At 58.8% G+C, this 12,303-nt stretch carries 11 protein-coding genes; 9 read left to right on the top strand and 2 right to left on the bottom strand.

What is annotated here, in order from left to right:
• Window positions 1-164: 164 nt before the first annotated feature.
• Window positions 165-1,709 carry a nitric oxide reductase transcriptional regulator NorR gene (gene norR, locus FIV39_RS32055; RefSeq protein ID WP_090400717.1) on the bottom strand — a complete coding sequence of 515 codons (1,545 nt, stop codon included), beginning with the start codon at window positions 1,707-1,709 and terminating at the stop codon, window positions 165-167.
• A 147-nt stretch (window positions 1,710-1,856) separates the two neighbouring features.
• Here norR and hmpA point away from each other — a divergent pair, with 147 nt between their 5' ends.
• The 9 genes from hmpA (at window position 1,857) to ptaA (ending at window position 11,446) form a co-directional block, all read left to right on the top strand.
• Window positions 1,857-3,038, top strand: coding sequence for an NO-inducible flavohemoprotein (gene hmpA / locus FIV39_RS32050; protein WP_090400716.1), 1,182 nt, complete (start codon window positions 1,857-1,859; stop codon window positions 3,036-3,038).
• A 186-nt stretch (window positions 3,039-3,224) separates the two neighbouring features.
• Window positions 3,225-3,731, top strand: coding sequence for a disulfide bond formation protein B (locus FIV39_RS32045; protein WP_090400715.1), 507 nt, complete (start codon window positions 3,225-3,227; stop codon window positions 3,729-3,731).
• A gap of 791 nt (window positions 3,732-4,522) precedes the next feature.
• Window positions 4,523-5,464 (top strand): ubiquinol oxidase subunit II, encoded by a 942-nt coding sequence (cyoA, locus tag FIV39_RS32035; protein WP_053132079.1) that lies wholly within the window; start codon window positions 4,523-4,525, stop codon window positions 5,462-5,464.
• 3 nt (window positions 5,465-5,467) lie between these two features.
• Window positions 5,468-7,486 carry a cytochrome o ubiquinol oxidase subunit I gene (gene cyoB / locus FIV39_RS32030; RefSeq protein WP_090400714.1) on the top strand — a complete coding sequence of 673 codons (2,019 nt, stop codon included), beginning with the start codon at window positions 5,468-5,470 and terminating at the stop codon, window positions 7,484-7,486.
• A gap of 3 nt (window positions 7,487-7,489) precedes the next feature.
• On the top strand, window positions 7,490-8,116 hold the full coding sequence (locus FIV39_RS32025; protein ID WP_017734786.1) for a cytochrome o ubiquinol oxidase subunit III: 627 nt from the start codon (window positions 7,490-7,492) through the stop codon (window positions 8,114-8,116).
• The gene (cyoD, locus tag FIV39_RS32020) at window positions 8,116-8,457 is read left to right on the top strand and encodes a cytochrome o ubiquinol oxidase subunit IV (RefSeq protein ID WP_010206434.1); all 342 of its coding nucleotides are present in this window, start codon (window positions 8,116-8,118) and stop codon (window positions 8,455-8,457) included. Before FIV39_RS32025 ends, cyoD begins: the two co-directional genes overlap by 1 nt.
• 11 nt (window positions 8,458-8,468) lie before the next feature.
• Entirely contained in the window at window positions 8,469-9,356 is an 888-nt protein-coding gene (gene cyoE / locus FIV39_RS32015) for a heme o synthase (RefSeq protein WP_027607620.1), read from the top strand.
• A 105-nt stretch (window positions 9,357-9,461) separates the two neighbouring features.
• Window positions 9,462-10,160, top strand: coding sequence for a 7-cyano-7-deazaguanine synthase QueC (queC, locus tag FIV39_RS32010; protein WP_090400713.1), 699 nt, complete (start codon window positions 9,462-9,464; stop codon window positions 10,158-10,160).
• A gap of 203 nt (window positions 10,161-10,363) precedes the next feature.
• Complete coding sequence (ptaA, locus tag FIV39_RS32005; RefSeq protein ID WP_090400712.1) at window positions 10,364-11,446, top strand: pyoverdine biosynthesis transaminase PtaA; 1,083 nt, start codon at window positions 10,364-10,366, stop codon at window positions 11,444-11,446.
• 44 nt (window positions 11,447-11,490) lie between these two features.
• Here ptaA and FIV39_RS32000 read toward each other — a convergent pair whose 3' ends face one another.
• Window positions 11,491-12,207: a hypothetical protein gene (locus FIV39_RS32000; RefSeq protein WP_090400711.1), complete on the bottom strand. Its 717-nt coding sequence runs from the start codon at window positions 12,205-12,207 to the stop codon at window positions 11,491-11,493.
• Window positions 12,208-12,303: the final 96 nt, after the last annotated feature.

Here is a 12,303-nt window from a genome sequence, read left to right as displayed (position 1 = left end):
GTTTTGGCCAGTCTTCATTCAGTTTTTGCGTGGCGTCTGTCACTGCTAGTCACTTCCTATAGCGAGGCAGTTTTTACTATAGCTTTTGAGATATGGTTAGCGCATATGGGGCTTGCCCCCTCCCACATTTCCTGCATTTCCCACATTTGACCGAGTTGGCCTTGCTATTTCATACCGAGGCGCTTGGCCATCCGGCCGAGGTTGGCGCGGTCCAGGCCCAGTTCGCGGGCGGCGCTGGCCCAGTTGTGCTGGTGGCGCTCCAGGCAGGCGTTGATCACTTGGCGCTGGTAGTGCTCGGTGGCCTGGCGCAGGTCACCGGTGACGGCAAGGGCGGCTTCTGTCGGTGCTTCGATCACCGGCGTGCTGACGTCGGGCAAGTCCAGGTCCTGGGCACTCAAGCTCAGAATCTTCGGACGCTCGCGACAGTTACCCAGGGCTTTCAGCGCACTGCGGCCGATCAAATGTTCCAGCTCCCGCACATTGCCCGGCCAGTTATAGGCCAGCAGCGCCGCCTGGGCATCGCTGGTCAGGCGCAGGCTGCCCAGGCCCATGCGTGAGCGGTTCTGCTCCAGGAAGAAGCCGGCCAGCAGCAACACATCACGCCCGCGCTCGCGCAGTGCCGGCACTTGCAGCGGGTACACGCTCAGGCGGTGATAGAAGTCGGCGCGGTAGCGGCCGTTGCGCACTTCATCGGCGAGGTCGCGGTTGGTGGCGGCGATCAGGCGCACGTCGACCTGGTGTTCCTTGTCCGAGCCCAGGCGCTGCAACTGGCCGCTTTGCAGCACCCGCAGCAGCTTGGCCTGCACGCTCAGCGACAGCTCACCCACTTCATCCAGAAACAATGTGCCGCCATTTGCCAGTTCGAACTTGCCGCGACGCTCATTCAGCGCGCCCGTAAAGGCACCGCGCACATGGCCGAACAACTCGCTTTCCACCAGGGTTTCCGGCAGGGCGGCGCAATTGAGGCTGATCAGCGGTTTGTCCGCACGGGACGACGCCGCGTGAATGGCCTGGGCCACCAGTTCCTTGCCCACCCCGGTTTCGCCGGTGATCAGCACCGTGAGGTCGCTGCCACCCACCAATTTGATTTCCTCCACCAGGCGCTTGTGGGTTTTACTCTGGCCGATCATTTCCTTGTGCTGCTGGCCGCTGGCTTGGCGGTAGATCTCGGCGCGCTGGTGTTCGTCTTCGGCGCGCAACGCCAGGCGCTCGATACGTTCGGCTACGTTGACGGTGGCGGCGGCGAGGCTGGCAAAGGCTTGCAGGGCGTCCAGATCCACCCGTTCGAAGCGTTCGGTGTCCAGCGCGTCCAAGGTCAACAGGCCCCAGGGCTGGTCGTCGATAAACAGCGGGCAGCCCATGCAATCGTGGACTTCCAGATGGCCATGCAAGCCATCGACCAGGCCGTCGTAGGGGTCAGGCAATTCGCTGTCACTGTCAAAGCGTGTTGGCCCATGGCTGCTGAGCAGCACGGCGAAGCGCGGGTGTTCGCTGACCTTGAAGCGGCGGCCCAAGGTGTCAGGCCTCAAGCCGTCCACAGCCAAAGGCACCAACCACTCGCCGTCCAGACGCAGCAACGCAGCGGCATCGCAGGGCAGCAGCGCGCGCATGGCTTGCAACAGGCGGCGATAGCGCTCACCTTCGGGCAGTTCCCGTGACAGGTCGGCGACCAGCGGCAGCAGGGTAGTGAGCAGCGAATGTGCAGTCATAAAGACTCCTTGTAGTCCTTATGACTATAGATCGTAGGAAGTCATACTGACTACATATTATTCAACTCATTGAAATTCAAGGAATTATAAGTTGGCATGAATACTGAGTAACTAAGGGTAATCAGTAAAGAAGCCCAGGAGGCTCCCATGCTTAGTGCCCAAGACCGTGCCATCGTCAAATCCACCGTGCCCCTGCTGGAAAGCGGCGGCGAAGCGCTGATCACCCATTTCTACCGCATGATGCTCTCCGAGTACCCTGAGGTCCGCCCGCTGTTCAACCAGGCCCACCAGGCCAGCGGTGACCAGCCCCGCGCCCTGGCCAACGGCGTATTGATGTATGCGCGGCATATCGACCAGCTCGACCAACTGGGCGACCTCGTGGCGAAGATCATCAACAAGCACGTGGCCTTGCAGATCCTGCCGGAGCATTACCCGATTGTGGGCGCTTGCCTGCTGCGGGCGATTTCCGAGGTGCTGGGCAGCGAGATCGCCACCCCTGAAGTGATGAATGCCTGGGGCGCGGCTTACGGCCAACTGGCGGACATCCTGATTGGCGCGGAAGCGGCCATTTACGAAGAGAAGGCCCAGGCTCCGGGTGGCTGGCGCGGTGCGCGGGCGTTCACCGTGGTCAAGCGTGTAGAGGAGAGCACCGAGATCACCTCCTTCTATTTCGCCCCGGTGGATAACGGCCCGATCCTCTCTGCCGCGCCGGGCCAGTACATCGGCATGAAGCTGGTGCTCGACGGTGAGGAAGTACGCCGCAACTATTCACTGTCGGCACTGAGTGATGCGGGTGAGTACCGCATCAGCGTCAAGCGCGAGGCCGGAGGGCGGGTTTCCAACTACCTGCATGACCAGTTGCAGGTGGGTGCGACGATTGACCTGTTTCCGCCGTCGGGCGAGTTCACCCTGGCGGCCAGCGATAAGCCGCTGGTGCTGATCAGTGGCGGGGTAGGGATCACCCCGACCTTGCCGATGCTGGAGGCGGCACTGGCCACCGAGCGTCCGGTGCACTTTATCCACTGTGCGCGTAATGGCGGGGTGCATGCGTTCCGCGATTGGGTGGATGCACTGGCGGCCAAGCACCCGCAGGTCAAGCGGTTCTACTGCTATGCCGAGGACGACGGCGTGAGCCCGGCGGCGGATAAAATCGGCCTGCTGAGCCAGGAGCAACTGGCGGCGTGGTTGCCGGAGCAGCGTGACCTGGACGCGTACTTCCTCGGCCCTAAAGGTTTCATGGCGGCGATCAAGCGCCACCTCAAGGCCCTGGGCGTACCCGAGAAACAAAGCCGCTACGAATTCTTCGGCCCGGCTGCCGCGTTGGAGTAACCGCGTTTGGGGTAGTGGGAAGCTGCAAGCTGCAAGTAAAGGCTGGATCGAAGCCTTTACTTGAAGCTTGCAGCTTGCAGCCTGTCGCTATCCCCCAATTAATCCCCTGTTAACCCCTCTCTGTTTAAACCACTCTCTGTGTGTAAACTTGCGGCCATTGGCACAACCAAACAAAGGGATACGGGGATGAGTGACGAATTGCGTTTAGGCAGGGAGCGGCGCTTTCTGGTGTTGCTGGGCATCATCTGCCTGGCGCTGATCGGTGGGGCGTTGTACATGCAGGTGGTGTTGGGCGAGGCGCCGTGCCCGTTGTGCATCCTGCAACGCTACGCCTTGCTGTTGATTGCGATCTTCGCGTTCATCGGTGCAGCCATGCGCACCAAGGGCGCCATCACGCTGTTCGAGGGCCTGGTGGTCCTCAGCGCCCTCGGTGGGGTGGCTGCGGCCGGTCACCATGTGTACACCCAGTTCTTCCCGCAGGTCAGCTGCGGCGTCGATGTGCTGCAACCTATCGTCGACGAACTGCCCCTGGCCAAGGTCTTCCCACTGGGCTTCCAGGTCGACGGTTTCTGTAGCACCCCGTACCCGCCGGTGCTCGGCTTGTCCCTGGCGCAATGGGCGCTGGTGGCGTTCGTGCTGACGGTCATCCTGGTGCCCCTGGGTATCTATCGAAATCGCCAGCGCAAGGCCTGAACCCATCGGCAAAACGCCCCGGTCCTTCTTCAAGGAAGGCCGGGGCGTTTTGCATGTAGGGTTTTGTGAACAGAACGTGACGCCGGACAATTTTGGGCGCGCGCAATGTGCGACATGTTGTCACACGGAAGCCGCCGCAGGACGTTTCTGACCTGCCAAACCCGCGCTTAAATTTGCAAAAAACCTCCAAGATGTGCTGTCAGTTCGTGGGTTGGGCGACGCCGCGCACCTCACGCCGTACAAGCCTTTGAGTGATGTCCGAATGCCTTGTTTTATGGGGGGTTGCATAGGTTTTGCTGGCCCTTACGGGGTGTAAGGGCTGTGACGGTTTGCCCTATAACACGGCAATTTTTGTGGTTTTTGTTGAGAATCGAACGCGATAACATCGCGAACCATTGCAAAATTGGTGAAGGATTATTGCTGTAATCGATAAAAATTATTTCTTTATAAGACATGGTTTATACATCGCTAGCTAACTACAATCGCCCGCACTGAATGTCCGGTGCCGTTCAATATTTGAGCACTGGAGCGGTCGAGGGGCAGATGGACGGCTCTGTGCGACCCCAAGGTTCCGGCAGCCTTTCAACTATCCGCACCAAAGGGAATTGGTCTGTAACAAGGCCTTTAACCACGAAATCGAATAAGAACTCACCGCAGGCTCGTGAAGCGTACCTATATGACGTGACGGGCAGGCTCTTATTCAATCGAAGAGAAATGCCAACCCTTGGCAGGGTGAAGTGTTGGCGATCAAAACCCAACTGCATTGCGCAAGCTGCTTTAGAGGTCGTGAGATGAGTAAAAACAGGTACCCCCGATTACTAGGCTTTTTGCCGCTGCTTGGCATGATGTTAATGCTGGGAGGCTGCAAGTGGACCTTGATGGACCCAAAAGGACAGATCGGTCTGGATCAACGAAACCTGATCATCACTGCCACCCTGCTGATGCTGTTGGTCGTGGTGCCTGTGATCATCATGACCTTCGCCTTCGCCTGGAAATACCGCGCGTCGAACACCAGCGCGACCTACGCGCCGAAGTGGTCGCACTCCACCAAGATTGAAATCGCGGTGTGGCTGGTTCCGATCCTCATCATCATCGCCCTGGGTTACATCACCTATAAGTCGACCCACGAGCTGGACCCGTACCGTCCGCTGGAGTCCGATGTCAAGCCGATCAACATCGAAGTGGTCGCGCTGGACTGGAAGTGGCTGTTCATCTACCCGGACCTGGGTATCGCCACGGTTAACCAGATTCGCTTCCCTGAGAACACCCCGCTTAACTTCCGGATCACCTCCGACGCTGTGATGAACTCGTTCTTCATCCCAGCCCTGGGCGGTCAGATCTACGCGATGGCAGGCATGCAGACCCGACTGCACCTGATCGCCAACGAAAAAGCTGAAATGGAAGGCATCTCCGCGAACTACAGCGGCGCTGGCTTCACCGGCATGAAATTCAAAGCGATCTCGACGAGCCAGGAAGATTTCAACGCCTGGGTAGCCGAAGTCAAGGCCGCACCTAAACAGCTTGATCAAGCTGAATACGACGCCCTGACCAAACCAAGCCAGAACAACCCTGTCGCCCTGTACTCCACGTATGAGCCGAACCTGTTTCAGAAAATCGTCGACAAGTACGAAGGTATGAAGCCAGGCAAGCCGGTCAAGCACGAGAAGAAAGAAGTGGCCGCGGTTGAAGGTTCTGACACGGGCTCGCATTCAACTGCTGGGGCAGAGGAGTAAACGATGTTTGGTAAATTAAGTTGGGATGCGGTCCCGTTCCACGAGCCGATTGTGATGATTACCATCGCCATGATCGCGCTGGGTGGTCTGGCACTGTTTGCAGCAATCACTTATTTCAAGAAGTGGACCTACCTGTGGACCGAGTGGCTGACGTCGGTCGACCACAAGAAAATCGGCGTGATGTACATCATCGTTGCCATGGTCATGCTGCTGCGCGGTTTTGCCGACGCCATCATGATGCGTACCCAGTTGGCCATGGCCACCGAGGGTTCGCCGGGCTACCTGCCGCCTGAGCACTATGACCAGATCTTCACCGCCCACGGTGTGATCATGATCATCTTCATGGCGATGCCTTTCTTCACCGGCCTGATGAACCTTGCAGTGCCGCTGCAGATCGGTGCGCGTGACGTTGCCTACCCGTTCCTGAACTCCCTGAGCTTCTGGCTGCTGGTTTCCGGTGTTGTGCTGATCAACGTGTCCCTGGGTGTCGGCGAGTTCGCCAAGACCGGTTGGGTTGCGTATCCGCCATTGTCGGGTATCCAGTACAGCCCTGGCGTGGGTGTGGACTACTACATCTGGGCGCTACAGTTATCAGGGCTCGGGACGACGCTGACGGGGGTCAACTTCCTGGCCACCGTCCTGAAAATGCGCGCCCCTGGCATGAAACTGATGGACATGCCGATCTTCACCTGGACCTGCACCTGGGCAAACGTGCTGATCGTGGCTTCGTTCCCGATCCTGGCCGCTACCATGGCGCTGCTGTCGCTTGACCGTTACCTGGATTTCCACATTTTCACCAATGAACTTGGTGGCAATCCAATGATGTACGTGAACCTGTTCTGGGCATGGGGTCACCCTGAGGTGTACATCCTGATCCTGCCAGCGTTCGGTATCTTCTCCGAAGTGATCTCGACCTTTACCGGCAAGCGCCTGTTCGGTCACCACTCGATGGTCTACGCCTCCGGCGCGATCTCGGTACTGGGCTTCATGGTTTGGCTGCACCACTTCTTCACCATGGGTTCGGGGGCGAGCGTCAACGCCTTCTTCGGCCTGGCGACGATGCTGATTTCCATCCCGACGGGGGTGAAGCTATTCAACTGGCTGTTCACCATCTACCACGGCCGTCTGCGCATCACCAGCCAGGTTCTGTGGACCCTGGGCTTCATGGTGACCTTCGCCATCGGCGGCATGACCGGCGTACTGCTGGCCATCCCGGGTGCTGACTTCGTCCTGCACAACAGCCTGTTCGTGATCGCGCACTTCCACAACGTAATCATCGGTGGTGCTGTATTCGGCTACATCGCTGGTTTCAGCTTCTACTTCCCGAAAGCGTTCGGCTTCAAGCTGCACGAAGGTTGGGGCAAGGCTGCGTTCTGGTTCTGGATCTCGGGCTTCTTCGTCGCGTTCATGCCGCTCTATGCACTGGGCTTCATGGGCATGACCCGTCGTCTGAACGCCACCACCAACCCTGAGTGGGTGCCGTACCTGTACGTCGCCATGTTCGGTGCGGTGATGATCGCTGTCGGCATCGCCTGCCAGTTGATCCAGCTGTACGTGAGTATCCGTGACCGTAAGCAGAACGCTTGCGAGTCGGGTGACCCATGGAATGGCCACACCCTGGAATGGTCGACTTCTTCGCCACCGCCGTTCTACAACTTCGCTGTGATCCCTACTGCGAACACCATCGATGCGTTCACCGAAGCCAAGGAAGACGGTACTGCGTACCAGCGACCTAAGCACTACGAACCGATCCACATGCCAAGCAACACCGCCACCGGCGTGGTGATGGGTGCGCTGTTGACCGTGTTCGGTTTCGCGATGATCTGGCACATCTGGTGGCTGGCAATCGTGAGCCTGGTGGGCACCATCGGCTACTTCATTGTCCACGCTGCACGTGATGATCAAGGCTACATGGTGCCGGTCGAAACGATCGAGCGCATCGAAGCCGAGCAGCACGCTCGCCTGGTCGCCGAGAAGAAAATCCCGGCCAACCGTGTAGAAACCTCGTTGGAACAGGCTTAAACCATGTCGAACTTAGTGACCAATGCTGGACACGCCCATGTCGATGACCATGGGCACGATGACCATCACCACGACTCGGGGCCGATGACCGTTTTCGGTTTCTGGCTCTACCTGATGACCGACTGCATCTTGTTTGCGTCGATCTTCGCGGTGTACGCGGTACTGGTAAACAACGTAGCGGGTGGCCCATCGGGCCACGACATCTTCGAACTGCCTTACGTGCTCGGCGAAACCGCCTTGCTGTTGTTCAGTTCGATCACCTACGGCTTCGCCATGTTGGCCTTCTACAAGGGCAACAAGAAAGGCGTACTGAGCTGGCTGGGCCTGACTTTCCTGTTCGGCCTGGGCTTCATCGGCATGGAGATCAACGAGTTCCACCTGCTGATCTCCGAAGGCTACGGCCCGCACCGTTCCGGCTTCCTGTCGGCGTTCTTCACGCTGGTAGGCACTCACGGTCTGCACGTAACTGCCGGCCTGCTGTGGATGGCGGTGATGATGTATCAGGTCAATAAGCACGGCCTGACCAACACCAACAAGACTCGCCTGAGCTGCCTGAGCCTGTTCTGGCACTTCCTGGACGTGGTCTGGATCTGCGTCTTCACCGTTGTTTACCTGATGGGGACTCTGTAATGGCTAATGCACACTCCCATGACCATGACAGCCATGATGCAAGCCACGGCAGCGTTAAGTCTTACGCTATCGGCTTCATCCTGTCGGTAATCCTGACGCTCATCCCGTTCGGTCTGGTGATGTACCCGACCCTGCCGAAATCGATCACCTTGATGATCGTGCTGGCGTTCGCGGTGATTCAGGTTCTGGTTCACCTGGTGTACTTCCTGCACCTGGATCGTTCTAAAGAGCAGCGCGATAACGTGATTGCGTTCGTGTTCGCAGGCCTGGTAATCCTGCTGCTGGTTGGTCTGTCGATATGGATCATGTTCAGCATCCATACGTTCATGATGGCGAAGTGAGGTAAGACCCGATGTCGCTTAAGCACTTTATCCAAATCACCAAACCGGGGATCATTTTCGGTAACGTGCTTTCTGTGGCGGGCGGTTTCTTCCTGGCCTCCAAGGGACATGTCGATCTGGCCATCTTCCTGGCTGCGATGATCGGCACATCCCTGGTGGTAGCTTCCGGTTGTGTCTTCAACAACTGCATCGACCGTGACATCGATATCAAGATGGAGCGCACCAAGAATCGCGTGCTGGTCCAGGGCCTTATCTCCCTGAAACTGGCGCTGATCTTCGCGACCGTCCTGGGTGTTGCCGGTGTGGCCCTGTTGTACCAGGTGGCCAACCCGTTGGCGGCGCTGTTTGCCGTGATCGGTTTTGTCATCTACGTCGGTCTCTACAGCCTGTACCTCAAGCGCAAGTCGGTTCACGGCACGCTGGTGGGCAGTCTGTCGGGGGCGATGCCGCCGGTGATTGGTTATGTGGCTGTGACCAATAGCTTCGACATGGCTGCGCTGGTGCTGCTGGTGATGTTCAGCCTGTGGCAGATGCCGCATTCCTACGCCATCGCGATCTTCCGCTTCAACGACTACCTGGCTGCTTCGATTCCGGTCCTGCCGGTCAAGCGTGGCATCCAGGTCGCCAAGAAACACATCCTGCTCTACATCCTGGCCTTCCTCGTGGCGACCTTGATGTTGACCTTCAGTGGCTACGCCGGCATGAGCTACCTTGCCGTCGCCGCCGCCATGGGCATGTACTGGTTGTACATGGCCTGGACCGGCTACAAGGCGGTGGACGACACCGTCTGGGCGCGCAAGCTGTTCGTGTTCTCGATCTTCACCATCACCGCGCTCAGCGTGATGATGTCCCTGGATTTCCAAGTGCCGAAAGAGCTGTTGCTGACCTACGCACACTGAGTGTCCGAAGAGTAAAAAGGCCCCGCCTTCGAAAGAAGCGCGGGGTTTTTTATTGAGTGACCTTTAAACTATGCCCAAACCCTTACCCCGGCAGGAAGCAAAGTGATGAGTAAAAAAGCCGTTATGGTGTTCAGTGGCGGTCAGGATTCGACGACGTGCCTGATCCAGGCGCTGCCGCTGTATGACGAAGTGCACTGCATCACCTTCGATTACGGTCAGCGCCATGTGGCGGAAATCGAAGTCGCCCAGCAGCTTGCCAGGCAACTGGGGGCCACCGTTCACAAAGTGATGGACGTGTCCCTGCTCAACGAGCTGGCGATCAGCAGCCTGACCCGCGACAACATTCCAGTGCCGACCTTGAACAGCTCCGGGGAAAGCCTGCCGAGCACCTTCGTGCCGGGCCGCAACATTCTGTTTTTGACCCTGGCGGCGATCTACGCGTATCAGGTCAAGGCCGAGGCGGTCATCACCGGCGTGTGTGAAACCGACTTCTCCGGCTACCCTGATTGCCGCGATGAGTTCGTCAAAGCCTTGAACCAGGCCCTCAAGCTGGGCATGGAGTACGACGTACGCCTGCAAACCCCGTTGATGTGGCTGAACAAGGCTGAGACCTGGGCACTGGCGGACTACCACCAGCAACTGGACCTGGTCCGCGAGCAGACACTGACCTGCTACAACGGCATTATCGGCACCGGCTGCGGCGAGTGTGATGCGTGCAACCTGCGCGCACGCGGCTTGAATGACTACCTGCAGGACAAGACAGCGGTCATGCTCAGCCTGAAGCACAAATTGCAGCTGAACTAACCTCGGTACGCAGATCAGGTAGCGCTTGAACAACGAGCGCGTAGTGGGAACACTGAAACCCCTGACCACAAAAAAAGCCCCGTCTTCGCAAGTCGTACGGGGCTTTTTCATGGCGGCGCGGTTAAATCATTCGTCCCTTGTCTCGTCATACCCTTCTATACGAGCTGTGCGAATCCATCACCCGCCTACAAGGAGTAGTCACCATGGTCAGTGTTAGTCGTCGATCCCTTCTCGCCTTCGGCGCCGCCCTGCCTTTGCTCGGGCGCCTGGATTGGGCGGTCGCCGCACCCGCGCCGACCAAGACTGACAAGGTACTGCTCAACTACAACGAAAGCCCCTATGGGCCTTCGACGGCGGCCCGCGAAGCGATGCAGGGCGGCATCGCGACAGCCGGGCGGTATCCGTACAAACACATGTACGCCTTGGCCGGCTTGTTTGCCCAGCAGCACGGGATTGCCGAAGAGCAGGTGGCGGTGTTCGCCGGTTCCATGGCTGCGCTGCGCTACGCGGTGCTGGCGTTCACCAGTGAAACCCGCGGCCTGGTGATGGCCACGCCGTCCTACGAAGTCCCCCGCCAGGCGGCCGAATCACGCAAGGCGCCGGTGCGTGAAGTGGACCTCAATGCCGAGCATGCCCACGACGTCCCGGCGATGCTCGCTGCCGACCCCCAGGCCGGTGTGCTCTACCTGTGTAACCCCAACAACCCCACGGGCACCCTGACCCCAACCGACGCCATCCGTCAGGCGCTGGCGAACAAACCCAAAGGCAGCGTGCTGGTGGTGGACGAGGCCTACATCGACTTCGCCGACACCCCAAGCGTGGTGAGCTGGGTCAAGGATCACGACGACCTCTTGGTGTTGCGCACCTTCTCGAAAATCTACGGCATGGCCGGCGCCCGCCTGGGCCTGGCGATCGGCCACCCGGCGCTGCTGGAACGGCTGGCGGTGTTCGGCGGTGAAAATGTGCCGGCAGGTTCTTCTTTGCTCGGCGGCCTCGCCAGCCTGGAAGATGTGAAGCTGCTGCCACAACGCAAGGCGCTCAATGCCCAGTTGCGCGATGAAACGATCGCCTGGCTCAAGGGCCGTGGCTTCACCTGCACGGTCTCCCAGGCCAACTGTTTCATGATCGACGTGAAGCAACCGGCCGAGCAGGTCATCGACAAGCTTGCCGCTCAGGGGGTGTTCATCGGGCGGGTGTGGAAAAACTGGCCGCAGTGGGTACGCGTGACGGTGGGGAACAAGCGGGAGATGGAACGGTTTCGCGAAGTGTTTGCGGCGACGGTCTAGCGCCGATGTGGGAGGGGCTTGCTCCCACATTCAGTTCGGTGGTGTTACTGCTGCGCGATGCTGTAACCCTCAAACGCCGTCTGCTGTTGCAGCGCAGTAATCACGCTCTTGCGGCTCAGCGGCTGCTCGACGCCGGCGTTATCCACAAAGCTTTCAACCTCAAGCTCGGCTTCATCGCCTTCACCCACAAAGTTGAAACCCAGGAACTCAAACGCCTCACGGTCGACGTTCAACCGCGAGCGTGGCGTGCGCAGCGGCAGGGTGACGCTGATGCCGTCCTTGCTGATCACAAACACTTCGGCTTCTTTTTTGGGGCGAGCAGCCTTGCCTTTGCCGGCGCTTGGGTTGCTGATGGCCTGGTGAGACTGGTTCAACACTTTGAGGGCCAGCCCGTAGACCAGCTCCTGAAACTGCGGATCATCCTTGAAGCTCGACAGGATGCGGCTGATGGAGAACTTGCTGCTCAGGTCTTCGAGGGCGATGTTGTCAGCGGCTTCGGCGTCCTTGAGCTGCTTGAGCTGGCCCATCAGGGCGTAGGCCTTGTCGTCGTCGAAGGCGTCGTGGGCCTGGCGGATGGCGACGCGCAGTTCGCGGATCTGGTCGCTTTCCTTGGAGGTGTGAAAGGCGTCCAGCACCATCTCGCTGATGATCTTGGCGGCTGGCACATGCTGTGAAAGATTGATGGCGTTTTCGTATTCAGCCTTGGCGTGCAAGGCGACTACGGATTCTTCGGCGGATTGTTCGGTGTAAGAATCGGACATTGAAATTTCACTACTTCAGTAAACGGGAGACAAAAAAGCGTCGCGCATTTTCAGCGGGGAGGGAGGTCAGGTCAAGGCAGCACAATGCCCTTATCG

Origin of the sequence: Pseudomonas grimontii, from assembly GCF_007858185.1 — a bacterium.
In the GTDB taxonomy this organism is placed as follows: domain Bacteria; phylum Pseudomonadota; class Gammaproteobacteria; order Pseudomonadales; family Pseudomonadaceae; genus Aquipseudomonas; species Aquipseudomonas grimontii.
This window is presented reverse-complemented; position numbering and strand designations above follow the sequence as displayed.

Coding starts and splice junctions, on each gene's coding strand:
- FIV39_RS32045 (WP_090400715.1), top strand. CDS start 3,225: ATGAGTGACGAATTGCGTTTAGGCAGGGAGCGGCGCTTTCTGGTGTTG.
- norR (WP_090400717.1), bottom strand. CDS start 1,709: ATGACTGCACATTCGCTGCTCACTACCCTGCTGCCGCTGGTCGCCGAC.
- cyoA (WP_053132079.1), top strand. CDS start 4,523: ATGAGTAAAAACAGGTACCCCCGATTACTAGGCTTTTTGCCGCTGCTT.
- hmpA (WP_090400716.1), top strand. CDS start 1,857: ATGCTTAGTGCCCAAGACCGTGCCATCGTCAAATCCACCGTGCCCCTG.
- cyoE (WP_027607620.1), top strand. CDS start 8,469: ATGTCGCTTAAGCACTTTATCCAAATCACCAAACCGGGGATCATTTTC.
- queC (WP_090400713.1), top strand. CDS start 9,462: ATGAGTAAAAAAGCCGTTATGGTGTTCAGTGGCGGTCAGGATTCGACG.
- cyoD (WP_010206434.1), top strand. CDS start 8,116: ATGGCTAATGCACACTCCCATGACCATGACAGCCATGATGCAAGCCAC.
- FIV39_RS32000 (WP_090400711.1), bottom strand. CDS start 12,207: ATGTCCGATTCTTACACCGAACAATCCGCCGAAGAATCCGTAGTCGCC.
- cyoB (WP_090400714.1), top strand. CDS start 5,468: ATGTTTGGTAAATTAAGTTGGGATGCGGTCCCGTTCCACGAGCCGATT.
- ptaA (WP_090400712.1), top strand. CDS start 10,364: ATGGTCAGTGTTAGTCGTCGATCCCTTCTCGCCTTCGGCGCCGCCCTG.
- FIV39_RS32025 (WP_017734786.1), top strand. CDS start 7,490: ATGTCGAACTTAGTGACCAATGCTGGACACGCCCATGTCGATGACCAT.